The sequence below is a fragment of the Paenarthrobacter histidinolovorans genome (assembly GCF_014647595.1).
Lineage (GTDB): Bacteria > Actinomycetota > Actinomycetes > Actinomycetales > Micrococcaceae > Arthrobacter > Arthrobacter histidinolovorans.
Genome location: NZ_BMPM01000008.1, coordinates 146,845 through 168,835, shown reverse-complemented (window position 1 = coordinate 168,835; position 21,991 = coordinate 146,845). Strand labels below are relative to the sequence as shown.

The following is a 21,991-nucleotide window of genomic DNA, read 5'->3' as shown; positions in this document are numbered from 1 at the left end:
CCATGGCCACCCAGGCCCTCACCACCACAGTGCCCCGCCGAGGCCGCGCACTGGCGGGAACCGGCGGACGGACTGCCGCCTTGTTCCTGGTCCCTTTCTTCGCGGTCTTTGCGATCGCCATGATCGCACCGGTGATCTACTCGCTGGTGCTGAGTTTCCACTCGCAGCAGAAGTCCGGTCTGGGCTTCGGGGAAGCCAAGACAGTTTTCGTAGGACTTGAGAACTACGTGCAGGTTTTCCAATCCGAGACGTTCGTGGAAGGTATCGCCCGGCTCGGGTTGTACTGCCTGATCTACATTCCCTGCATGGTGGGCGGCGCCGTGGTGTTCGCGCTCCTGCTGGATGCCTCAGTGGCCAAGGCACGCAAACTTTTCCAGCTTCTGGTGTTCCTGCCGCACGCAGTTCCGGGCGTCATCGCTGCCCTCATCTGGGCCTACCTCTACACGCCCGGCATCAGCCCTCTCGTCCAGGCCCTCCAAGGCGGTGGCATCCAGATCAACTTCCTTGATGCGCACATGGTCCTTCCGTCCATTGTGAACATCGGCGTCTGGGAGTGGACCGGCTACAACGTGATCATCCTCTTTACCGCACTGCAGGCCGTGCCCCGCGAAATCCTGGAAGCGGCCCGTGTGGACGGTGCCGGGGAGATCCGGGCCGCCATCAGCATCAAGTTCCCGCTGATCCTCCCGGCGTTGAGCGTCATCATGCTGTTCACCATCATCGGCACCCTGCAACTGTTCACAGAACCGTCCATCATTTCCAAGGCCACAGCTTCCGTGACCAGTACCTGGGTTCCCAACCTGTGGGCCTACGATGCCGCCTTCATTCGGCACAACCTCAACCAAGCGGCCGCCGCTTCCGTCATCATCGCGGGGCTGGCAGCAATCCTGTCCCTGGCCGTCACCCGCCTCAGCTCCAGGATGAACAAATCATGAGCACTTCAACTTTGTCCCGGCCCCGCGCTGCAGCTTCTGCCCACAATGCTCCGCGACGCGGCGGTTCCAACCGCAGTGGCGGCTTCGCCAGCAAGCTCACCGTCAACGGGCTCCTGATCATCGGCTCCGCCTACATGGTGGTGCCAGTCCTGTGGCTGGTGTTCGCCTCCACCAAGAATGCGGCAGACCTCTACGGCACCAGCGCCTACGCGTTGGGGAACTTCTCGCTCTTCGAAAACATCGCCAACGTGGCCAAGCAGGACGGCGGGTTGTTCTTCCGATGGCTCGGCAACTCGGTGATGTACGCCGGAGTCGGTGCAGTGCTGGGCAGCCTGATCTCCGTCATGGCAGGTTATGCGTTCGACAAGTTCCAGTTCCGTTGGAAGGACTCGCTGTTCGGATTCGTATTGGTGGGTGTCCTGATTCCCAACACGGCTACGGTTCTGCCCATGTACCTCCTGGCTTCCCTGGTGGGCATGACCAACACCGTCTGGGCTGTCCTCATCCCTGTGCTCTGCAACCCGTTCGGTGTTTACCTGGCCAGGGTTTACTCGTCCAGCTACGTCCCGGCCGAAACCCTTGAAGCGGCACGCATGGACGGTGCGGGCCCTATCCGGTCCTTCTTCTCGTTGGGCTTGCCCATGATGATGCCGGGCTACATCACCATCGCCCTGTTCCAGTTCGTGGGCGTTTGGAACAACTTCATGCTGCCCCTGGTGATGCTCCAGGACCAGCAGCTGCTGCCGGTCAGCGTGGGCATCTCCATCTGGCAGGGCTACTCGGTCCCACAGCCCGAATTCACCCCCATGGTCATCACAGGCTCGCTCTTGTCCATCCTTCCGCTGCTGGTCGCTTTCATCATGCTCCAGCGTTTCTGGAAGTCCGGCCTCACCGCAGGGAGCGTCAAGTGACCACCACTGAACTGAACGTCGCACTCGCCATGGGCCCCGGCGTCGTAAACCGGGTCTTTCCGCCCCGCAGGCTCCAAACCCTGGGACCCGGGCTGAGGCTCCTCAGCCCGGTGCCCATGGAAGACTTCACCTCACCGCGCTCGCAGGAACTGCTGGCGGAAACAGACATCCTCATCACAGGATGGGGCTGCCCAAAACTCGACGCCGCAGCTCTCACGGCTGCTCCGCGCCTGACCCATGTCCTTCACGCGGGCGGCACGGTCAAGCACCACGTGGGCGATGAGTGCTGGGAGAGGGGCATCGAAGTCAGTACCGCTGCGGACGCAAACTCCATCCCCGTAGCCGAGTACACAGTGGCAATGATCCTCCTGGCCAACAAGCGCGTACTGCAGATCGCCCGGAAACTGCACACGGAGAAGACAGAGATCGAACCCGATCAGGTGTTTCCCGACATGGGCAATTTCGGCAAGAGAGTGGGCATCATCGGTGCCTCGAGGATCGGCAAGCACGTCATCCGGCTCCTGAAGTCCTACGACGTCCAGGTAGTGGTAGCCGATCCCTTCCTGGACGATGCCGCGGCAGCTGATCTCGGCGTCGAACGTGTTTCGTTGGAAGAGCTCGTGGCGGGCTCCGACGTCGTCAGCCTCCACGCGCCATCGCTCCCGTCCACCCGCAACCTGATCCACCAAGGCCTGGTGGCCAGCTTCAAGCCGGGAGCCACGTTCATCAACACCGCTCGCGGCGAACTGGTGGACCAGGACGCGCTGCTTCGACGTATCCAACAAGGCGACCTTTACGCCGTCCTGGACGTCACCACCCCTTGGGTGCTCCCTGCGGATTCTGGTTTCTACACCCATCCAAACGTGCTGCTCACACCACATCTGGCAGGTTCGCTGGGTATGGAACTGGAACGCATGGCCGTCAGCACCATCGAAGAAGCCCAACGGATCTCCCGGGGTGAACCACTGCTCCACCCACTGCACGCCAAGGACCTCGCCTTCACGGCCTGACGGCTGGCATACTCAAACCCAGTGCACCAACCGTCCGGGGATCGACTCAGAATTCCTTGGATCGGCTCAACAGCAGGGGGCATGAGTGCCGGAAAATGAGAAGGACCAGTCCGGGACAGCCGTCCGGGAAGACGTTGTTTCGACGCAGGGACTGAGCGCTGCCGACGTTGCTGAGCGGGTGGCCGCGGGAAAAACCAATGCGTTTGTCCAGGACACCAGCCGCAGCGTATGGAGCATTGTCCGCGCCAATGTGCTCACCTTGTTCAACGGCATCATCCTGGCCTGCTTCATTGTCCTTTTCGCGATCGGCCGGTGGCAGGATGCGCTCTTCGGTTTCAGCGCCATCGCCAACGCGGTGATCGGAAGCGTCCAGGAGTACCGCGCCAAGCGGGCATTGGACCGGCTGGCCCTGCTCAACGCGCCGCATGCCCGCGTCATGCGGGAGGGATCAGAGGCCGAAATTCCTTTGGACGACGTCGTCATGGATGACACCCTGATCCTCCGGGCCGGGGACCAAGTGCCCGCCGACGGGGTGTTGACCGGCTCCCGCGGACTCCAGGTGGATGAATCCATGCTGACCGGTGAATCAGACGCCGTTGAGAAGGAAGACGCTGACCGCGTGCTGTCCGGCTCCGTAGTGGTTGCCGGTGAAGGAACCGCGGTGGTGGACCGGGTAGGTGCGGACTCGTTCGCCAACTCCCTGGCGGCCGAAGCCAAGCGATTCTCACTGGTGGCTTCAGAACTCCGTTCATCCATTGACCGGGTCCTGAAATGGGTGACCTGGTTCGTTGGCCCCGTGGCGCTGTTGGTTCTGAATGCCCAGATGATTGCCCAGGGCGGGTGGTCCCAGGCTTCGGCAAGTGGGGCGTGGCGCGAGGCAGCGACGGCCACCATCGCCTCCGTCGTCGCGATGGTCCCGTTGGGACTGGTGTTGATGACCAGCATTGCCTTCGCTGTGGGGGCAGTAAAGCTCGCCCGGCAGCAGGTGCTGGTGCAGGAACTTCCCGCCGTTGAGGGGCTTGCGCGCGTGGATATTATTTGCCTGGACAAAACCGGCACGCTCACCCAAGGCGACATCATTTTCGACGCCGCCCACCCGCTGGTTACCCGTCCGGGCTGGGAAGCTGTCCTTTCCTGGTACGGGGTCCAGAAGGATGCCAACGCCACGGCACGCAGCCTGGCCGGGCACTTCACGCAGCAGCCTCAAGACCACGAAAGGGACCGGGTTCCCTTTTCATCCGCCCGCAAATGGAGCGCGGTAGTCTTCGGCAACGACATGTGGATCCTCGGCGGCCCGGAAATGGTGTTCCCTGCCCACGATTCACAAGATCCCGTGCTGCAGAAACTCGCTTCCCAATCCACCGAACTTGCCTCCACCGGCCGCCGCACGCTCGTCCTGGCACACGGAACGCCTACGCATGATGAAACGGTGCCCGCCGATGCGGTGCCCGTGGTGCTCCTGACCTTCCGGGAGAACATCCGCTCCGATGCCGCTGAAACCCTGAGCTATTTCGCGGCACAAGAGGTGGATGTCCGGATCATTTCCGGCGACAACCCCCAAACCGTTGCTGCCATTGCCCGTGAGGTCGGCTTGGACGCACCCCACGGCTTTGATGCCCGCGGGTTGCCGGATGATGAGCAGGAGCTCCTGCAGGTCATCAACAGCAACGTGGTCTTTGGGCGCGTGTCCCCTGATCAGAAAAAGCGCATCGTCGTGGCACTCAAATCTGCCGGGAGGACGGTCGCGATGACCGGAGACGGAGTGAACGACGCGCTCGCGATCAAGGAGGCGGACATTGGCGTGGCGATGAACTCCGGCGCCGCTGCGACCAAAGCGGTGGCGCGGTTGGTCCTCCTGGACGGCAAATTTTCGCACTTGCCGAGCGTTGTGGCTGAGGGGCGTCAGGTGATCGCCAATATCGAGCGCGTCTCCATGCTCTTCCTGACCAAAACCGCTTACGCCACCTTCCTGGCCATCGCGTTCGGCATCCTCCTGCTGCCTTTCCCGTTCCTTCCACGGCAACTCTCGGTCACTGATGGCCTGACCATCGGCATTCCGGCCTTCTTCCTGGCCTTGCTGCCCAACGCCCAGCGCTACATCCCTGGTTTCCTTCGGCGTTCGCTCACCTTTGCGGTGCCGGCAGGGGTATCGGTCACGTTGGGGCTCGCAGCGTACGCCAAGCTAGCGGCCAACCTGTCCATCCCGGAAGCTGAAATCAGGACGGGGTCCACCCTCATCCTGGCGATCATCGGTATCTGGATCCTGGTGGTGCTTTCACGGCCGGTCACCCGTTTCAAAGGGATGGTGATCGGGGCCATGATGGTGGGCTTGGTCCTGGTGTATTCCGTCCGGATCGCCCGCGATTTCCTGCAGTTCACCGACCCGACGCTCCCTACGGCATTACTCGTGCTTGGAACGTCCGTGGCCTGCATCGCGCTGATCGAAATCGTGAGGTTCGTGCACCGCCGCGTCGCCTACCGTGACGCTGAGGAGTCCCGTCAGCGGCTGTCGAAATAACGGCGTCCCCGTCCGACCCACAGCGGCACAACCACCAGCACGGTCGCAATGGACTGCGAAATGACAGCGGACCAGTCGCCGTCAGCGGCCACCAGCAGGTCAACCACGGCGAAGGCCAGCCCAAGAAACATCACCGCCGTACCCCCGCTGCGGGCGGCGGAGCTTCCGCGCGCTACTCCCGAGGCGAGCCCGATCACCAGCAAACCGAAGAGGACCATTCCTGCCCCGAGCAAAGTCACTGGCAGGGCAACACCGCCGGACTGGGCCTCCGGCGTGTACCGCAGGAAAATCGTCAGTACGCCGAGAAGGATCTGCGCGATGCCGCCGATGTACATCAGCACCACCGAGAAAGTCACCGCACCAGGCCGCTTAGGGCGCTCCCCCGTCGTCATAACCTGAGCATAGACGAGCGCAGGCAACCGCTGGCAGGGCACCAAGGGGGTTAACACCTCTTGTCACACTATTAACCAGCCATTCACATCACCCTTGGATCCTGTCAACTAAGGCTTCTTAGTGTCGGACTCATGGAAAACATCTCCCGCAGATCCCTCATCTCCGCCGGTCTGGGGGCCGGACTCGTCGCCGCCGTCGCCAGTCCCGCCGCCAGTTCCGCCGTCGCGGTTTCGACAGCAGACGACGCCGGTCTCCGCACCGATCCGTTCACCCTCGGCATCGCCTCCGGCGAACCGTGGCCCGACGGGTTCGTCCTCTGGACGCGGCTGGCCGTGAACCCCGTGGCAGAGGATGGCCTGGGCGGCATGCCCTCCCGCAACGTCACCGTTGCCTGGGAAGTCGCAGAAGACCCGGCGATGCGCCGGACAGTAGCCCGCGGCGTCGAACATGCTCGCCTTGAAACCGCCCACTCGGTGCACGTCGAGGTGAAGGGCCTCAGGCCGGGCCGGGAGTACTTCTACCGTTTCCGTACCGGCCGGCACATGAGCGAAGTAGGGCGCACGCTGACCAGCCCCGCCCCAGGTGAGACTCCCGCCGCACTGGCCATGGCTTTTGCCAGCTGCGCCCAGTACGAGCACGGGTACTTCACTGCCTATAAGCGCCTGGCCGAGGACCATCCGGATTTGGTGCTGCACCTCGGCGACTACGTCTACGAGTACAAGAAGGGCAGTTACGTGATCGGCGGCGGCAATCCCCGGGACCACGAAGGACCGGAGACCGTGAGCCTGGCCGGCTACCGCCAGCGGCATGCCCAGTACAAGGCCGACGCCGATCTGCAGGCAGCGCACGCAATCGCACCATGGCTGGTGGTCTGGGACGACCACGAGGTGGACAACAACTGGGCGGACGACATCCCGGAGAACACGGACGCCGGACAGCTCAACGACACCACCGGGCATTTCCGGCAGCGCCGCGCCGCCGCATTCCAGGCCTACTACGAGAACATGCCGCTCCGTGCGTCCTCGGTTCCGGCCGGTTTCGACATGAAGATCTACCGCACCATCCAATGGGGCCAACTGGCCAACTTCCACATGATGGATACCCGGCAATACCGTGATGACCAGCTGGCAGGCGATGGCTGGCAGAAGAACGTGGCCGGGCGCCTGGAGGAAAACCGCACCATCACCGGAGCCGAGCAGGAAAAATGGCTCCTGGACGGCTTCAGGAACTCCACCCAGCGCTGGGACATCCTGGGCCAGCAGGTGTTCTTCGCCGAACGGGACCGCGATAAGGCGCCGGACATCGACGATGTCTCCATGGACGGTTGGGACGGGTACGCCGCCTCCCGCCGCCGCATCACCCAAGGCTGGGTAGACGCGAAGGTGCGCAACGCCGTCGTGCTTACCGGCGACGTGCACCGCCACTGGGCAACAGACCTCAAAGTGGACTACAAGGACCCTGCATCTCCGGTGGTCGGCTCGGAACTGGTGTGCTCGTCAATCACGTCCACGGGCAACGGCACAGGCTCCACCACCGACCCCACCATGGCCTGGAACCCGCACCTGAAGTTCTACAACGACAACCGCGGGTACGTGAACACACGGATTACGAAGGACTCGATGACCGCCGACTTCCGCGTGCTCGATTACGTGACCACGCCGGGCGCTCCGGTCAGCACCAGGAAGTCCTTCACCATCAACGACCGTGTGCCCGGCCTCGCCTGAATCCCAGTGACTACGGGCAACTGTGGGAGTAGCCTAGACCCAGTTGCAATTCTGGATTCCTGTCCGGCTGGGGTTCTGCCGTGGGCCTTGTTCGTTCGTCGTTGTCTGAGCTTCTCGGGGTGCTTTCGCAAGCCGTCGCTCCTCGCCATGTCAGGTTCGACGACGGGTCCCCCGTTGCCGGTGTCCCGCCGCCGGAGGCTCCGGTCACCGTGCGGGCGGTGGCACTCACCCGGGTGGGCAGGTCACATCATGAGACCCCTGCCCTGGATCTTGAGCTGAGGGTGGCGGTTGAATGCCACGGGCCCGAGCAGCTGGACATCATGGAGCAGCTTCTTTTGGCAGTGGAAGTCCACAGCGAGTTCTCCGTGGTGTCCCGCGACGAACTCCGGGCGGAAGACTATCCAGATGTCCTGGAAGATGGGCTGGGATTCCTGGTGCGTGTTCCGGTATCCCTTGGCTTCGAGGAGCCTTCCGACCCGCCCAACCAAGCTGTGACGGGCAACCCGGGGGCTGTCCGCAGGATCCGGGGACGCCTGGTGGATGCCCATAACAAGGGCATCCCCGACGCCTACATCCATGCCCATTCTTCGGCCACTGCAGTGGTCAGCGACGCGACCGGGCATTTCGAGGTCCTGGCTTCCGCCGATGAACTCCAGCACTTCGCTGTAGCGGTGGACGGTACCGAAAGGGAAGTTTCCGCCAGCACCAAGCGGCTCCCCGTAACCATCCGTTGGTCCTGATTCCGGACAAGTTTGCCCGTCATGGCTGCTGCCATGAAAAGATCAACCATGCGTCCGATGCAGCACTCCAGCAAACTCCAGAACGTCCGTTACGAACTCCGTGGGCCGATCCTTCAGGCAGCCAAGGCGATGGAGGCCGAAGGGCACCGTATCCTCAAGATGAATCTTGGGGATACTGCGCCGTTCGGACTGGAAGCTCCCGAGTCTGTGGTGGTGGACATGATCCATCACCTTCGCGGTGCGCAAGGGTACAGCGACTCCAAGGGCATTTTCTCTGCCCGCACGGCCATCTCGCAGTACTACCAAACGCGGGGGCTCATGAACATCGGTGTGGAGGACGTCTTCATCGGCAACGGCGTCAGCGAACTGATCTCCATGACTCTGCAGGCGTTCATGGAGAACGGTGACGAGATCCTCATCCCGGCACCGGACTACCCGCTGTGGACTGCCGCTGTGACCCTCACGGGCGGCAAGCCCGTGCACTACCTCTGCGACGAGGACGAAAACTGGTGGCCGGACATGGCCGACGTCGAAGCGAAGATCACGCCACGCACCAAAGGCATCGTGATCATCAACCCGAACAACCCCACCGGGGCCGTCTACCCGCGCCACATCCTGGAACAGTTCGCAGCGCTGGCCCGGAAGCACGATCTTGTTCTTTTCTCTGACGAGATCTACGAGAAAATCCGTTACGTCAATGCCCCGCACATCCACACAGCCTCGGTCGCCGAGGACATCTGCGTGCTGACCTTCAGCGGGCTGTCCAAGGCCTACCGTATGCCGGGTTACCGGGCGGGCTGGGTTGCTGTGACCGGGCCGCTGACGGCGACCGCCGCGTACCGGGAGTCGCTGGAGCTGTTGGCATCGCTCCGGTTGTGCGCCAATGTCCCGGCACAACACGCCATCCAAACGTGTCTGGGTGGTTACCAGAGCATCGAAGCCCTCATCCGTCCCGGCGGTCGGCTCCGGGAACAACGGGATCTTGCCTGGAAGTTGCTCACGGCAATTCCCGGCGTTTCCTGTGTGCCCGCTGCTGGCGCGATGTACCTGTTCCCACGTCTGGACCCGGAGATCTACCCCATTGCCTCGGACGAGAAATTCGTCCTCCAGCTCCTGCAGGAACAGAAGATCCTCGTCTCCCATGGCACGGCCTTCAACTGGCCCACCCCGGACCACTTCCGGTTCGTGATCCTGCCGTCCGTCGAGGACATCGAAGAAGCCGTGCGCCGGATATCCCATTTTTTGGCCGCGTACCGGAACCGGCCAGCGGAGGAATGGAAACAGTAACGCGGCTGGCTTCGCCCACACTGATGTTCGGAACGGAGAAACGCTAGCTGGACCCAGCGCCGGGCTCAGCCTCCCCGGCAGCACAAACCCCGGTCTCGCGCAAGGTCCGCTCGGCGATTTTCCCGGTGGAGGTGCGCCCAGGGCGAAGGTATCGGCGAACAGGAGGGACATGGCATGCAGGAGAAGGGACTAGCGGGTCGGGTCCACCATGGTCATGCCTGCCGGGTTGGCCTTGTCGAAACCGGGCAACAATGCCGCAGCGTCTTCCAGCCCGATGGTACGTTCGATCAGCAGTTGCGGCTGGAGCGCACCCTGTTCAATGAGGGCCATCATTCCGGGATAGTCCACCGCGGCCATGCCGTGGCTGCCCAGGACATCCAGTTCCCAGCCGATCACGCGGGCCATGGGCACCTGCGGGTTGCCGTCAATGGAAGGCAACAGGCCGATCTGGACGTGTCGGCCCCGCCTGCGAAGGCTGAGGATTGCGTCTGCGCAGGTTTGTTCACTTCCGACGGCGTCAACCGCCACGTGACTGCCCCCGCCGGAGAGGACGTTGACCGCGGCGGGGATGTCCGCACCATCAGCAAGCACGGTATGGTCGGCGCCCAAACGTGCAGCCGCTGCCAGGGCGTCCGGGTTCCGATCGACGGCAATGACGTTGGCTCCCATGGCCTTGGCAATCATCACAGCGCTGAGGCCGACGCCTCCCGCGCCCACAATGGTGACCCATTCGCCGGCCTTCAAGGTGGCACGGGCTGCCAGGGCACGGTAGGCCGTGGCGAAGCGGCAGCCGAGGCTTGCCGCCGTCGTAAATTCAATGCTTTCCGGGATGGCGACCAGGTTGCTGTCGGCAGCGTGCAGGGCCACGTATTCGGCGAACGATCCCCAGTGGGTGAAGCCGGGCTGCTGCTGGTCAGGGCACACCTGCGCGTCCCCGGCAAGGCACCATTCGCACTTACCGCACCCGCAAACGAAGGGGACGGTGACGCGGTCGCCGACCTTCCAGCGCTGGACGCCTTCCCCGACAGAGTCGATGACACCGGCGAGCTCGTGGCCAGGAACGTGGGGCATCGCTATGTCATCGTGGCCGGCCCAGGCATGCCAGTCGCTGCGGCACATGCCGGTGGCCAGAACCTTCACCACCACACCCCCAACGGGAGCCTCGGGTTTGGTGACTTCCCGAACGTCGGGCTGGGTCCGGACCTCATCGAAAACTACTGCGCGCATCGACTGACTCTAACAATTAGCCGCCCCTGTCACACTTCGCAGGCCGCTTCCGACATTCCTGATGTAACGAACCAACTCTGAAGGGAAGTCAGCATGACCCGCATCAACATCGGCCGCAGCAACAAACTCGGCTACGCTGCCGTCATTGGCTTGGAAGGCTACGCACGTACGTCGGTTGATCCCGATCTGTACGAGCTGATCAAGCTGCGCGCGTCCATCCTCAATGGCTGCGGCTTCTGCGTGGACATGCACGCAACCGACGGCAGGAAGCGCGGCATCCCGGACCGGAAGCTGCACGCGGTGGCGGCCTGGCAGCACTCCAAGGTGTTCTTCGACGCCCGCGAACAGGCTGTACTCGCCCTGACCGACGCCGTGACGCAACTGGGGCCGGACACGGTAACGGACGAGATCTGGAACGCTGCGGCCACTCATTTCGACGACGGCCAGATGGGTGGCCTGATCCTGGCGATCTCCACCATCAATGTGTGGAACCGGATCGCCATCAGCACACAGATGGAGCCGCCGGTGGATGAAAAGAATCCGCTGGTCTGAACGGTAACGTGGGCAGCATGACTCTGGCAGTCTCGGCCACGGCGGCGTGGCAAAGTGAACGGAACCGCCTCTTGGGGATTGCGTACCGGATGTTGGGCGACTTCGGCCACGCCGAGGACGTGGTCTCCGAGGTTGCCATCGACGCCGTGCGGCAGGAACGGAATACCGCCGCCAGCGGGGTGGACTCCTGGCCGGCATGGCTGACAACGGTGTGCGTGCGTCGCTCCATTGACCGGGTGCGCCAGCTCGCCGCCGCGCGCGAGGAGTACACGGGGCCATGGTTGCCTGAACCCGTGGACTCCGGGCAGCTGCCCGAGGAGGCGGTGGCCAACCGCGAATTACTGTCCTTGACCTTGCTCCATCTGGCCGAGCAGTTGGCACCGGAAGCGCGGGCGGCGTTGGTACTGCACCGCGCTTTCGGGATGCCTGCTCCGGAAATCGCGGAGATCCTGGACAAGACGCCCGCGGCCGTGCGCCAGATGATCTCCCGTGCCGAACGCCGCCTGGAGATCGACCCCGATGCGCCGGCTCCCCGGGCCAAGGACCGTGCCGTCCTGGAGAAGCTGGTCCAAGCCATCGAACAGGGTGAGATCTACACTGTGGTGGCGATGCTCCATCGGGACGCGGTCCTGTGGGCCGACGGCGGCGGCAAGGTCAAGAGCGCCATGAACCCGCTGTTCGGGGCGGCGCGGATCGCGCGCTTTTTTGCGGGCATCCTGGCCAAGGCGGTTAATTTCGATCCCGTGGAGCCTGTCCGGGCATGGGTCATTGAGATCAACGGCGGAGCGGCCTTGGTCCTCAGGCACCACGGCCGTTCCGACGTCGTTGAAGTGGACGCGGGTCCGGACGGGAGCATCCGAGGGCTGCGGCAACTGTCCAACCCGGACAAGCTGACCCGGCTTTCGCTCTGACCCTTGTCGTTTTGGCCCTTCTTTGGCCTCCCGGGCCGGTCCCTTTTGCCTGAACTCCGGACTTTGCTGCGGCAAAGATGGGCCACTTCGGCGGCCGGCGGTGGGTCAGGACGCCACAGCCACCCGACGGCGGAGGCGCGCCACCAGCGTAGCGGCGAGCAACGCCGTCGTGATTTCCAGTCCGATCACCAGCAGCAGTTGCGCTGCCCCGGCCGTATCAACAACGTTCGACGCCGGGCTGCCGCCGTGTGCGTGTCCGGCACCGCTCGCGCCGAGCAGCAGGACGGCGTGCAGTCCCACCATGGCGAGGGCGGAGATGGTCACTTGATGGAGCGCGCCCACCCTGCTGTGGCGCCAAATATGGACGGTGCACGGAATGCAGACTGCAGCCAGGCCGATCATGAGGATGCCCAGCCAGGCGTCGTGGTGCCCCGAGGCCGCGAGCCACAGATGCACGGCGCAGGAAACGGCTGTCAGCGCCGCGCAGATGCGGGGATGGAGGACGGGTCCGCGTGCACGGACCCGTCCGGCAGTGATCGCCATGGCTAGTGGCAGTGCCCGGCGGCTTCGCCGTGCCCGTCATCGGCTGCTTCACCGGAGGCGGACCCACTGTGGCAGCTTGAGCCGGAGGCGTTCGCCGGCACATCCAACACAGGGCTGCGGTCGAAGAAGCCCTCGGGGCGGAGCTTGAAGCCAACGGTGTCCACGGGCATGATCGGCCAGTCCTCCACGCGCGGGAAGTGCGTGAGGCCGAACGTGTGCCAGAGGACGATGTCCTGGCCGTCAATGTCCCGGTCCTGGGCAACGTAAGCGGGCAACCCGGCGCCGCCTGAGTGCTGGTTCACGAAGTCGCCCGTGGGGTAGCGCTCGTCGTCGGCGTAGCGGGTGACCCACACGTCCTTGGTGGCGAAAGCCGCGCGCTTCGCGATGGAGGAGCCAGGATCGGCCAGCAACGTGGGCTGGTTCTCGGAATGGAGCTTGTAGCCGACCGGCTCACCCAGACGATTCCTGGACTCCGGGTTGGAAATGATCCACGTCCTGCCCGCGCGGGCATCGGCTTCCCGGACAGCCTCCGACTCCTTGGCCAAGACCGTGCGCTTGCGGGAGAACGCATTGCCGCGCTCGTTCCCTTCGCCCATGGCCTGACGGACCACGTCCTCTTCCTCCACACGGTTGGTGAGGCCGTCGATGGCCATGTCCAGGCGGGCACTGAAGAGGTGCTGGTGGAACGGTGCGCCGAGGCCGGGTGCCAGTTGCGAGATGTTGTCCGAGCCGCCCTCGGGGAACGCGGACGTGAACACGACGCCGGTGGCCTTGGCTTCGAATTCGATGGTGCCGTCCAGGTAGAGGTACCAGTAGAAGCCGTAGTCGTAGTTACCGATGGTGGTGAAGAAGGAGATCACCAGGCGGCGGTTGCGGCGGGTGTAGTTGATGCCGGTCCAGAGGTCGGAGTGCTTGGAGAGGATGCCCCAGTCTTCCTCGTGCATGCAGATGCCGTTGCGGATTTCGCGGGGGTTGCCGAAAGCGTCGCTGATGACCGGGCTGAGGTAGGTGATGTCGCCCAGGCAGTCGCAGCCCAGTTCCAGAGAGTTGGCGTACTGGCCCACGAGGTATTCGCCAGTGTCGAAGTAGTTCTGCCAGGAACGGATGGGCGAAGGATCACCGTAGGGAACCACCATCTCGGCGATGGAAGCGCGGTTGATGATGGGCCGCTTCTTCTCGCCGTCCTGGAAGGCAAGGTTGTGGAGGACCACTCCTTCGCGAACGTCGAAGCCGACGTCCACGCTCCACTTTTCCCACTCGACATGATTACCGCCGGTGACCGTAAAGCTCGGACCTTCGGGCTGGGTGATGCTGATGGGCTTCTGGGTGGTGCGGAGCGGTCCGGTGAGTTCAGGATCCGTGTAATTGCCGTGTTCTGCCGGGATGGGCATGACGCCGAGATCAATGACCTGGGTGACTTCCTTGTTGACCACGTCCACATACGCCACCAGCCCATCGACAGGGTGGGCCCAGGCGCTGTCCTCTGGGAAGTCCTGCACGAAGGCCAGGCCGCGGAGGATGCGGCGGCCTTTCTCTTCGGCGTATTCAAAGACGCCGGCGGACAACGGAGCGACGCGGACCTTTTCAACGTCCAGGTTCCGGTCGGCGAGCGCGGCGAGCCAACGCTCGTCCGTTGCCAGGAGCGTCTCCACAACCTCAAACTCTTCCTCAAGGACCGGCAGTTCGCCGGAGACTTTGGTGTCCAGTTCGACGGCGGCGAGGATCTGGCCTCGCGTCACCGAAACAAGGACATCCGTGGGTGCCCCGCCGGAAATGTCGTGGATGAAGACGCGGAAGCGGCGCTCGCGCTCCGTGGTGCCGCGCGAAGGATCAACCAACCCGAGGTAGGCGATTCGCTTTTCGGAACCGAGGTGTCCGGCGGCCTGCAGGATTGCCTGGACCTCGGAGATCTCGGCGCCCGTGGCCAGGCGGTACTGGGCTTCCTCGGTGGCGACTGTCTCAGTTGCTGTGGGCGTCATGGCTGCCTCTTGTCCGGGACCTATGATGGGTCGGAATTTATTTTCTATAGATGTAGAGAATAACCAAAACGTAAGATGGGTCACAAGACCTTTCCGCCAATTATTTTTCCGGGAGCCCAGCCAGTGCCAAAGATTGTGGACCACGATCAACGACGCCTCGAACTGGTGGATGCAACGTGGCGGATCATCGCAAGGCTCGGCATGGAAGGCGCCACCATGCGGGAAATAGCAGAGGAAGCAGGCTTCGCCAACGGCGCCCTCAAGCCCTACTTCCCCACCAAGGACCTGCTGCTGACATCCGCTTTCGGGCACGTGTTCAACCGGACCAACCAGCGCATCACCGCCATGACAGAGGGCCTCTCAGGAGTGGCGGCCCTCCGTGCGTTCTGCGCCGAAGTCCTGCCCCTGGACGAGGAACGCGTCAACGAGGCCCGTATCGTCATCCCGTTTTGGCAGAAGGCACTCAACGACGCCCACATGGCAACCCTCCACAGCGAGTCCATGAGCCAGTGGCACACCACCATCACGGCCCACTGCGCAGCAGCCCGGGCGGCCGGCGAGGTCGCCACCCCCATCGGAGACGCCGCCGTCGCCGATCACCTGCTGAACATGATGCTGGGCGCGCAGATCGTCGCCGCCCTGTCCCCCGACGAGCATTTCTCGCAGGACCTCGCGGGGCAGTTGGACAATTATCTGGCGCTGCTTGTGGCTTAGCTGGTTGCGCCCGACGCCACCACGCCGACGCCCAGCCCGGCGATCACGCCACTGCTGACACGCTCGACGACGGTACTCACCTTGGGGCGCTTGAGCCACCGCATGGCCTTGAAGGCCACCACGGCGATCATCGAGAGATATGCGAAGGCGATGACGGCCACCACCATGCCCAGAATGAGAGAGGTGCCCATGGTGTCGCCGCCGTGCGGGATGAACTGCGGAACCACGGCCAGGTAGAACAGGCCAACCTTGGGGTTCAGCAGCGTTGAGAGCGCGCCGGCCCCCAGTGCCGAGAGCCGGCTGTACGGAAGCGGTTCATTGGAGCCCGCTCCTTCAGCTCCAAGCTTTGCGGCTTTTGCTGCCTTGCGGGATTTGATGAACGAAGAAACCCCCAAATACAGCAAGTACAGGCCGCCTGCGATCTTGACCCAACGGAAGAGTTCCGCTGACTGCTCCAGGATGGCGGCGAGGCCAACACCCACCAAGGCTGCCCAGGCGATCGCGCCAAGTGCAGACCCGGCGGCTGCAGCAATGCCAGCACTGGGCCTGTTCAACGCGATACGCAGGACCAGGAATGTGTCCGGCCCAGGGGTCACTGAAAGGACAAGGCAGAGACCGGCAAACGCTGCGAGGGAAGCAAGAGTCACAAGGTCGATTATGAGGGTCTCCCAGCCTCCGGCGAAAGCGTTCGCTTCCCGTCAAGGGCCGTTCGTTCATCGACAAGGCCCTTTGAGGTGACGCCGACCACACTGGAAACATCGCCGCGCGCCTTACTGGCCGCCAAGACTTACTACCCGAGCGGAGTACCAATGGAGACTTACGACGCCCTGCTGGCCTCGATCACCCCGGCCCCCGGCCAAGACCGCCGCACCATTTTCGACCCCGCTACGGGCGAGGCTGTAGGCGATGCGCCCGTTCATAGCGTTGAGGACCTCCAGCGCGCGGTTGATGCCGCCGCTGCCGCCCAACCGGCCTGGGCTGCCTTGGGCCACGACGCCAGGTCAGCTGCGCTCATGAAAGCAGCCGACGCCGTCGAGCGTTCCGCTGAAGAACTCGCCCAACTGCTCTCGCGCGAGCAGGGCAAGCCGCTGAACGGCCCGAATGCCCGCTTCGAAGTCGGCGCCTGCGCCGCGTGGCTTCGCGCCACGGCTGCGACGCCACTGGACCCCGAGACGGTAGTGGACGACGGCGAAACCCACGCCGAACTGCACTACCGGCCCATCGGCGTCGTCGGTGCCATCGGCCCATGGAACTGGCCCATGATGATCACCGTCTGGCAAATCGCCCCGGCACTGCGCATGGGCAACGCCGTGGTGGTCAAGCCCTCCGAGTACACCCCGCTGTCTGTGCTGGCGCTCGCCGCGATCATTAACGAAGAGCTTCCCGAAGGACTGCTGTCCGTAGTCTCGGGCGGCCGCGACGTGGGCGAAGCGCTGGCCTCGCACGACGCCATCGGCAAGGTCATGTTCACCGGCTCCACCGCCACGGGCAGGGCAATCATTCGCTCGTCCGCCGATACCGTCAAGCGACTCACGCTGGAACTCGGTGGCAACGACGCCGGCATCGTCCTGCCCGATTCCGACCCCAAGGCAATCGCCGAGGGCCTGTTCTGGGGCGCGTTCATCAACACCGGCCAGACCTGTGCCGCCCTGAAGCGGCTGTACGTCCACGAGTCCCAGTACGAGGCTGTCTGCTCTGAGCTGGCGGCCGTGGCTGCGGCGATGCCCATGGGCAACGGGCTGGATGAGAACAACGTTCTCGGGCCGCTGCAGAACCGCCAGCAGTACGACATCGTGGCCCGGCTGGTGGATGCCGCTCGCGATTCCGGTGCACGCATCCTGCTCGGCGGCAACCCGGACGCCGATCAGCCGGGCAACTTCTACCCCACTACGCTGGTGGCCGATATCGATAACGACAACCCGCTGGTGGCCGAGGAACAGTTCGGACCCGCACTGCCGATCATCAAGTACAGCACCGTTGACGAGGCGGTCGCCAAGGCGAACGCGCTCGACGTCGGACTCGGCGCCTCGGTCTGGTCCTCCGACGTGAGTGCCGCACGCGAAGTCGCCTCACGGATCCAGGCCGGCACCGTGTGGATCAACAAGCATGGCGCTGTGGACCCCCGTGTCCCGTTCGGTGGCGCAAAGCAGTCCGGCTACGGCCTGGAGTTTGGCGCCGAAGGCCTCAAGGCACTCGGCGTCCCCCAGGTCATCAACGGCTAGCTGTGCCGAGCAGCGCGGCAGGGCTCGCTGCGCACGTCGACGGGAACTCGACGAACGCAGCGGCCTGTCCGCGCTGGGTCCGCAACGCCTGGGGATTCAAATCCGTGCACCACGATGGATAGACACGGAATCCGCGCTTGCCCGAACGCGGGCCGGAGCTGACATAGCCCAGTGAGATCAACTGTTCAGGGGTGAACCGGAATGCACCGAACCGCTCCCTGCCCCCTGCACGGTCCTCTCCACGGTCCTCCACAAAGACGAGCAGGCCCGACAACGACTCCTCAACGGTGAAGGGGCGGGTCGAACCATTGTCGTCCCGCTTCCACACCGCCACAAAGGCCCCCGGCTTGGTCGGTGTGATCCGTGCAGTCCGGATGCGCCACTGCTCCCCGGCGATCAACGCAACTCCGGATTCATAGTCACTGTTCTGCTCTTCGGCGTGGACAACCCCGAGGGAATCATCGGGAAGCGGCTGCCGGGCTACGAAGCGTTCAAAGGCGTGGAAGTTCACCTTCGAACCCTACCGGCCACAAAAAGCGACGATTGCTGCCGCTTGTCCAGTCACTGGTTGGACGCGGTTGGGTTGCCGGGCGCTCACCGTGTAACCATGAGCAGCATGGCCCAGAAGATTGCGTACCAAGGTGAGCCCGGAGCCAATTCGGATCTCGCGTGCAAGGAAATGTTCCCCGAGCTTGAAAGCGTGCCTTGCGCCAGCTTTGAGGACGCGTTTGAACTGGTCTCCAGTGGAGATGTCGATCTGGCCATGATCCCGATCGAGAACTCCATCGCTGGACGAGTGGCCGACATCCACGTACTCCTCCCCCAATCAAAACTCCAGATCGTCGGCGAGTACTTCCTGCCCATCCACTTTGACCTGATGGGAATACCAGGCAGCACCATGGAGGACGCCACTGAGGTCCACAGCCACATCCACGCCTTGGGTCAATGCCGCAGGATCATCCGCGAAGCCGGACTCAAGCCCGTCATAGCCGGCGACACGGCGGGCTCAGCCCGCGAAGTCAGGGAGTGGAACGATCCCCGCAAGCTTTCGCTGGCTCCGCCGCTTGCCGCCCAACTGTACGGACTGGACGTGCTGGCCTCCGGCGTCGAAGACAACCCAAGCAACACCACCCGCTTTGTTGTGCTGGCTCGGGAACGCGAACTTCCCACGAAGGAAGAACTGCCCGGTCCTGCGATCACCAGCTTCGTCTTCCGGGTCCGCAACGTTCCCTCGGCCCTCTATAAGGCACTGGGTGGTTTCGCGACCAACGGCCTCAACATGACCCGTTTGGAGAGCTACATGGTGGGCGACGAGTTCGCGGCGACCATGTTCCTGTCCGATGTGGAGGGGCACCCCGAGGATGCCCGTCTGCGCCGGGCGTTGGAGGAATTGGAGTTCTTCACAACAGAAGTGCGCGTCCTCGGCGTCTACGCAGCGGACGCCTACAGGGAACGGAATACGGTCAGCGCCTGACTCAGTTGAAGGCCGCAGCGGCTACACTCCGGAACGACCGTGGGCGAGACCTGTCGGAATGCCGATGAGCACCGGCTCTGGCGCTGAGCAGCAACTGCTGGAATCATCCTCCGCCGACGCAAGAGCAACTGCAGGAACGTCGCAGCTGGTACCAGCGTCGGAGGAGCAGACTCCGGTCTCCGGCAGCTCCAAGTGCACGGTGTCAGCTGCCGCGCGATCCCCTGCCAGCGCCGCAGCCACGGAGCGGACCTGCTCGTAGCCCGTAGCCAAAAGGAACGTCGGAGCACGGCCATAGGACTTCATGCCGACAATGTAGAAGTCCTTCTCCGTGTGCGCGAGAACCCTTGCGCCGTGCGGCGGAACAGTGCCGCACGAGTGGAACTCGGGGTCGATCAGCGGCCCCAGTTCCGTGGGCGCCTCAACAGCCGGGTCCAGGTCAAGGCGCAGCTCCCGGAGCATGTCCAGGTCAGGGCGGAAGCCCGTGCAGGGTACGACGACGTCTGCCACGAGTGCCCGTCCGTCACCGGATGTGACGGTCACGCCGTGCTCGGAATCAGCCAGCGAACTGATACTAAAGTCCGTGTGGAGTTCTATCGTGCCGGCCTCGACCAGGCGGCGAAGACGGGAACCAAGTTGTCCGCGTGCAGGCAGGCCATCGGCGTCACCTCCACCGTAGGTCTTCTCTGCCGAGCCTCCCCGGACAGCCCAAAGAATGCGTGTGCCCGGCTCTTCCTTGGCCAGTTCGGCAAGGTTGATGAGAGTATTCGCTGCCGAGTGCCCAGCTCCGACCACCAGGACCCGGCCTCCAGCGAAGGAATGCCTGTCCCGCCCTGAGACGTCAGGAAGGGATGATGAGATCCGGTCTGCGGCACCATCCTCACCGATGGCCGGCAAACCCGAAGTGCCCAGAGGATTGGGCCTGGACCATGTCCCTGAGGCATCGATAACCGCCGAAACGGTGACGTCGCGTACCTCCCCCGCGGTATCTTGAACGCGGACCACAAAGGGGGTCGTGTCGCGCTTGCGTCCTTGGGTCTTGTCCAAGCCCCTCCGGGTGACCGCGAGAACCCTGGCTCCTGTCTGGAGCCGGGAAGCGATCGCCGGAATGGCAGCCAATGGAGCAAGGTAGTTGTCGACGAGTTCGCCGCCGTAAGGAAGCGCCGTCAACCGCGGTGGCTCCCACCCCGTGGGTTCGAGCAAGCGGACGGCCGCGGCGTCGAGGTTGAAACGCCAGGGCGAGAACAAGCGGATGTGACGCCACTGATCAATGGCGGCACCTGCCGATGTTCCGGATTCAAAGATCATGGGGTCCAGACCGCGCTCGAGCAGGTGTGCTGCTGCAGCCAGCCCGACGGGACCGGCACCGATCACGGCGACGGGAAGATTTTCAACCATGGGTAACTCATACCTCCATTGGTACAGCTCAGAAGTGGGTCGGCTCTTCGACCAGTGCGGTGGCGATGCTGTCCGCATCATCCAGCGCGGCCAGGTACCGTTCGGCGTCCAGGGCCGCAGCGCAGCCTGTACCGGCTGCTGTGATGGCTTGGCGATAGCGGTGATCGACGGCGTCGCCGCACGCGAAGACACCCGAAAGGTTGGTCAGCGTGGTGGGCGAGTCCACCTTGATGTAGCCCTCGTCGTCAAGGTCCACCTGCCCCGCGACGAGCTCGGTGCGTGGCAGGTGTCCGATAGCTACGAAGATGCCGGTAGCGCCCTGCTCACGGGTTTCGCCGGTTCGGGTGTCCGTGAGGGTCACGCCGGTCACTTTGGTGTCGCCGTGGATTTTGGTGATGGCCGAGTTCCAGGCGAAGGTGATTTTCGGGTTGTCTTTGGCACGCTGGGCCATGATGCGGGAAGCCCGGAGTTCGCCCTTGCGGACCACCACGGTCACTGACTTTCCGAAGCGTGTCAGGAACGTTGCTTCCTCCATTGCTGAGTCTCCCCCGCCGACCACGATGATGTCCTGCTCGCGGAAGAAGAAACCATCACAGGTGGCACACCAGGACACGCCGTGCCCGCTGAGCTTTTTCTCCTCTGGGAGGCCAAGCTCCTTGTACGCGGAGCCCGTGGCGAGGATGACGGCAGGAGCCTCGTGAGTCTCGCCCGCCCCGGTGACCACCCGCTTCAGGTGACCTTTGAGCTCAACTTCAGTGACGTCGTCGAACACTATGCGGGCGCCGAACTTTTCAGCCTGCTCCTGAAGTCCGTCCATCAGCTCCGGGCCTTGGATCCCGCCCGGGAAGCCTGGAAAGTTCTCCACTTCGGTGGTGTTCATCAGGGCACCACCGGCCGTGACTGAACCGGCCAGTACCAAAGGGTTCAAGCCTGCCCGGGCGGCATATATCGCGGCCGTGTATCCCGCCGGGCCTGACCCGATGATGATCAATTGTTCGTTGCTCACGGGTGTCTCTCCTGTTTGTCGGGGTTACTTGGCTTCAGGGATCAACGAGGCGATCAGGTCCTCGATACGTGTCTTGATTTCGTCGCGGATCGGGCGGACGGCGTCCACACCGTGGCCTGCGGGGTCTTCCAAAACCCAGTCCTCGTAGCGCTTGCCTGGAAAGTAGGGGCATTCGTCGCCGCAGCCCATGGTGATGACGACGTCGGACTCCTTGACCGCCTCCGTGGTGAGGACCTTTGGTATCTCAGCAGACATGTCGATGCCGAGTTCAGACATGGCTTGGACGGCAGCGGGGTTGACCTTGTCTGCGGGCTGCGAGCCGGCGGAGCGGACTTCGATGGCACCGGCGGAGAGCGTGGTGAGGAATGCTGCGGCCATCTGGGAGCGTCCCGCGTTATGAACGCAGACGAACAGGACTGACGGTTTCTTGGCGTTTTCGGTGGTCATGGG

General features: G+C 63.6%; 21 protein-coding genes. 12 read left to right on the top strand and 9 right to left on the bottom strand.

Annotated features, from left to right (window positions below; translation table 11 throughout):
- Positions 1 to 2 precede the first annotated feature (2 nt).
- The 4 genes from IEY62_RS17600 to IEY62_RS17585 all read left to right on the top strand — a co-directional run bounded on the left by IEY62_RS17600 (position 3) and on the right by IEY62_RS17585 (position 5,374).
- On the top strand, positions 3 to 935 hold the full coding sequence (locus IEY62_RS17600; RefSeq protein WP_189020240.1) for a carbohydrate ABC transporter permease: 933 nt from the start codon (positions 3 to 5) through the stop codon (positions 933 to 935).
- Entirely contained in the window at positions 932 to 1,846 is a 915-nt protein-coding gene (locus tag IEY62_RS17595) for a carbohydrate ABC transporter permease (RefSeq protein WP_189020238.1), read from the top strand. The genes IEY62_RS17600 and IEY62_RS17595 overlap by 4 nt, the downstream gene beginning before the upstream one ends.
- On the top strand, positions 1,843 to 2,856 hold the full coding sequence (locus tag IEY62_RS17590) for a hydroxyacid dehydrogenase (protein ID WP_189020236.1): 1,014 nt from the start codon (positions 1,843 to 1,845) through the stop codon (positions 2,854 to 2,856). Before IEY62_RS17595 ends, IEY62_RS17590 begins: the two co-directional genes overlap by 4 nt.
- 85 nt (positions 2,857 to 2,941) lie before the next feature.
- Positions 2,942 to 5,374, top strand: a complete 2,433-nt coding sequence (locus IEY62_RS17585) for an HAD-IC family P-type ATPase (protein ID WP_189020233.1) — start codon at positions 2,942 to 2,944, stop codon at positions 5,372 to 5,374.
- Here the strand turns inward: IEY62_RS17585 and IEY62_RS17580 are convergent.
- Positions 5,356 to 5,766 carry a hypothetical protein gene (locus tag IEY62_RS17580; RefSeq protein ID WP_229785420.1) on the bottom strand — a complete coding sequence of 137 codons (411 nt, stop codon included), beginning with the start codon at positions 5,764 to 5,766 and terminating at the stop codon, positions 5,356 to 5,358. The genes IEY62_RS17585 and IEY62_RS17580 overlap by 19 nt on opposite strands.
- A 132-nt stretch (positions 5,767 to 5,898) precedes the next feature.
- Between IEY62_RS17580 and IEY62_RS17575 the strand changes: the two genes are divergently transcribed.
- The 3 genes from IEY62_RS17575 to IEY62_RS17565 all read left to right on the top strand — a co-directional run bounded on the left by IEY62_RS17575 (position 5,899) and on the right by IEY62_RS17565 (position 9,518).
- Complete coding sequence (locus IEY62_RS17575) at positions 5,899 to 7,491, top strand: alkaline phosphatase D family protein (protein WP_189020231.1); 1,593 nt, start codon at positions 5,899 to 5,901, stop codon at positions 7,489 to 7,491.
- Between the two features lie 119 nt (positions 7,492 to 7,610).
- Complete coding sequence (locus IEY62_RS17570) at positions 7,611 to 8,231, top strand: hypothetical protein (RefSeq protein WP_229785418.1); 621 nt, start codon at positions 7,611 to 7,613, stop codon at positions 8,229 to 8,231.
- Between the two features lie 48 nt (positions 8,232 to 8,279).
- Positions 8,280 to 9,518: a pyridoxal phosphate-dependent aminotransferase gene (locus IEY62_RS17565; RefSeq protein ID WP_189020347.1), complete on the top strand. Its 1,239-nt coding sequence runs from the start codon at positions 8,280 to 8,282 to the stop codon at positions 9,516 to 9,518.
- A 189-nt stretch (positions 9,519 to 9,707) separates the two neighbouring features.
- Here IEY62_RS17565 and IEY62_RS17560 read toward each other — a convergent pair whose 3' ends face one another.
- A complete protein-coding gene (locus tag IEY62_RS17560) occupies positions 9,708 to 10,745 on the bottom strand; it encodes a zinc-dependent alcohol dehydrogenase family protein (RefSeq protein ID WP_189020227.1) in 1,038 nt (345 codons plus the stop codon).
- Positions 10,746 to 10,838: 93 nt separating this feature from the next.
- Here IEY62_RS17560 and IEY62_RS17555 point away from each other — a divergent pair, with 93 nt between their 5' ends.
- A complete protein-coding gene (locus tag IEY62_RS17555) occupies positions 10,839 to 11,297 on the top strand; it encodes a carboxymuconolactone decarboxylase family protein (RefSeq protein ID WP_189020225.1) in 459 nt (152 codons plus the stop codon).
- Between the two features lie 17 nt (positions 11,298 to 11,314).
- Positions 11,315 to 12,208 carry a sigma-70 family RNA polymerase sigma factor gene (locus IEY62_RS17550; protein ID WP_189020223.1) on the top strand — a complete coding sequence of 298 codons (894 nt, stop codon included), beginning with the start codon at positions 11,315 to 11,317 and terminating at the stop codon, positions 12,206 to 12,208.
- Positions 12,209 to 12,313: 105 nt separating this feature from the next.
- Here IEY62_RS17550 and IEY62_RS17545 read toward each other — a convergent pair whose 3' ends face one another.
- Positions 12,314 to 12,751, bottom strand: coding sequence for a hypothetical protein (locus IEY62_RS17545; protein ID WP_189020221.1), 438 nt, complete (start codon positions 12,749 to 12,751; stop codon positions 12,314 to 12,316).
- A gap of 2 nt (positions 12,752 to 12,753) precedes the next feature.
- Complete coding sequence (locus IEY62_RS17540; RefSeq protein ID WP_189020218.1) at positions 12,754 to 14,730, bottom strand: primary-amine oxidase; 1,977 nt, start codon at positions 14,728 to 14,730, stop codon at positions 12,754 to 12,756.
- A gap of 123 nt (positions 14,731 to 14,853) precedes the next feature.
- Between IEY62_RS17540 and IEY62_RS17535 the strand changes: the two genes are divergently transcribed.
- Positions 14,854 to 15,444 carry a TetR/AcrR family transcriptional regulator gene (locus IEY62_RS17535; protein WP_189020216.1) on the top strand — a complete coding sequence of 197 codons (591 nt, stop codon included), beginning with the start codon at positions 14,854 to 14,856 and terminating at the stop codon, positions 15,442 to 15,444.
- Here IEY62_RS17535 and IEY62_RS17530 read toward each other — a convergent pair.
- Entirely contained in the window at positions 15,441 to 16,091 is a 651-nt protein-coding gene (locus tag IEY62_RS17530) for a LysE family translocator (RefSeq protein WP_189020214.1), read from the bottom strand. The two genes, IEY62_RS17535 and IEY62_RS17530, sit on opposite strands and share 4 nt — an antisense overlap.
- Positions 16,092 to 16,253: 162 nt before the next feature.
- Here IEY62_RS17530 and IEY62_RS17525 point away from each other — a divergent pair, with 162 nt between their 5' ends.
- Positions 16,254 to 17,666 (top strand): aldehyde dehydrogenase family protein, encoded by a 1,413-nt coding sequence (locus tag IEY62_RS17525; protein WP_189020211.1) that lies wholly within the window; start codon positions 16,254 to 16,256, stop codon positions 17,664 to 17,666.
- Here the strand turns inward: IEY62_RS17525 and IEY62_RS17520 are convergent.
- A complete protein-coding gene (locus IEY62_RS17520; RefSeq protein WP_189020209.1) occupies positions 17,656 to 18,177 on the bottom strand; it encodes a MepB family protein in 522 nt (173 codons plus the stop codon). The two genes, IEY62_RS17525 and IEY62_RS17520, sit on opposite strands and share 11 nt — an antisense overlap.
- Before the next feature lie 105 nt (positions 18,178 to 18,282).
- On the opposite strand from IEY62_RS17520, the gene IEY62_RS17515 reads away from it, so the two are divergent.
- A complete protein-coding gene (locus tag IEY62_RS17515) occupies positions 18,283 to 19,140 on the top strand; it encodes a prephenate dehydratase (protein ID WP_189020345.1) in 858 nt (285 codons plus the stop codon).
- Between the two features lie 21 nt (positions 19,141 to 19,161).
- Here the strand turns inward: IEY62_RS17515 and IEY62_RS17510 are convergent, their stop codons facing one another.
- Genes IEY62_RS17510 through IEY62_RS17500 form a run of 3 tightly spaced genes read right to left on the bottom strand, consistent with a single transcriptional unit; the run spans position 19,162 to position 21,988 of the window.
- A complete protein-coding gene (locus tag IEY62_RS17510; RefSeq protein ID WP_189020207.1) occupies positions 19,162 to 20,535 on the bottom strand; it encodes an NAD(P)-binding domain-containing protein in 1,374 nt (457 codons plus the stop codon).
- Positions 20,536 to 20,563: 28 nt separating this feature from the next.
- Complete coding sequence (trxB, locus tag IEY62_RS17505) at positions 20,564 to 21,541, bottom strand: thioredoxin-disulfide reductase (protein WP_189020205.1); 978 nt, start codon at positions 21,539 to 21,541, stop codon at positions 20,564 to 20,566.
- 24 nt (positions 21,542 to 21,565) lie between these two features.
- Entirely contained in the window at positions 21,566 to 21,988 is a 423-nt protein-coding gene (locus tag IEY62_RS17500) for an arsenate reductase ArsC (protein ID WP_189020203.1), read from the bottom strand.
- Positions 21,989 to 21,991: the final 3 nt, after the last annotated feature.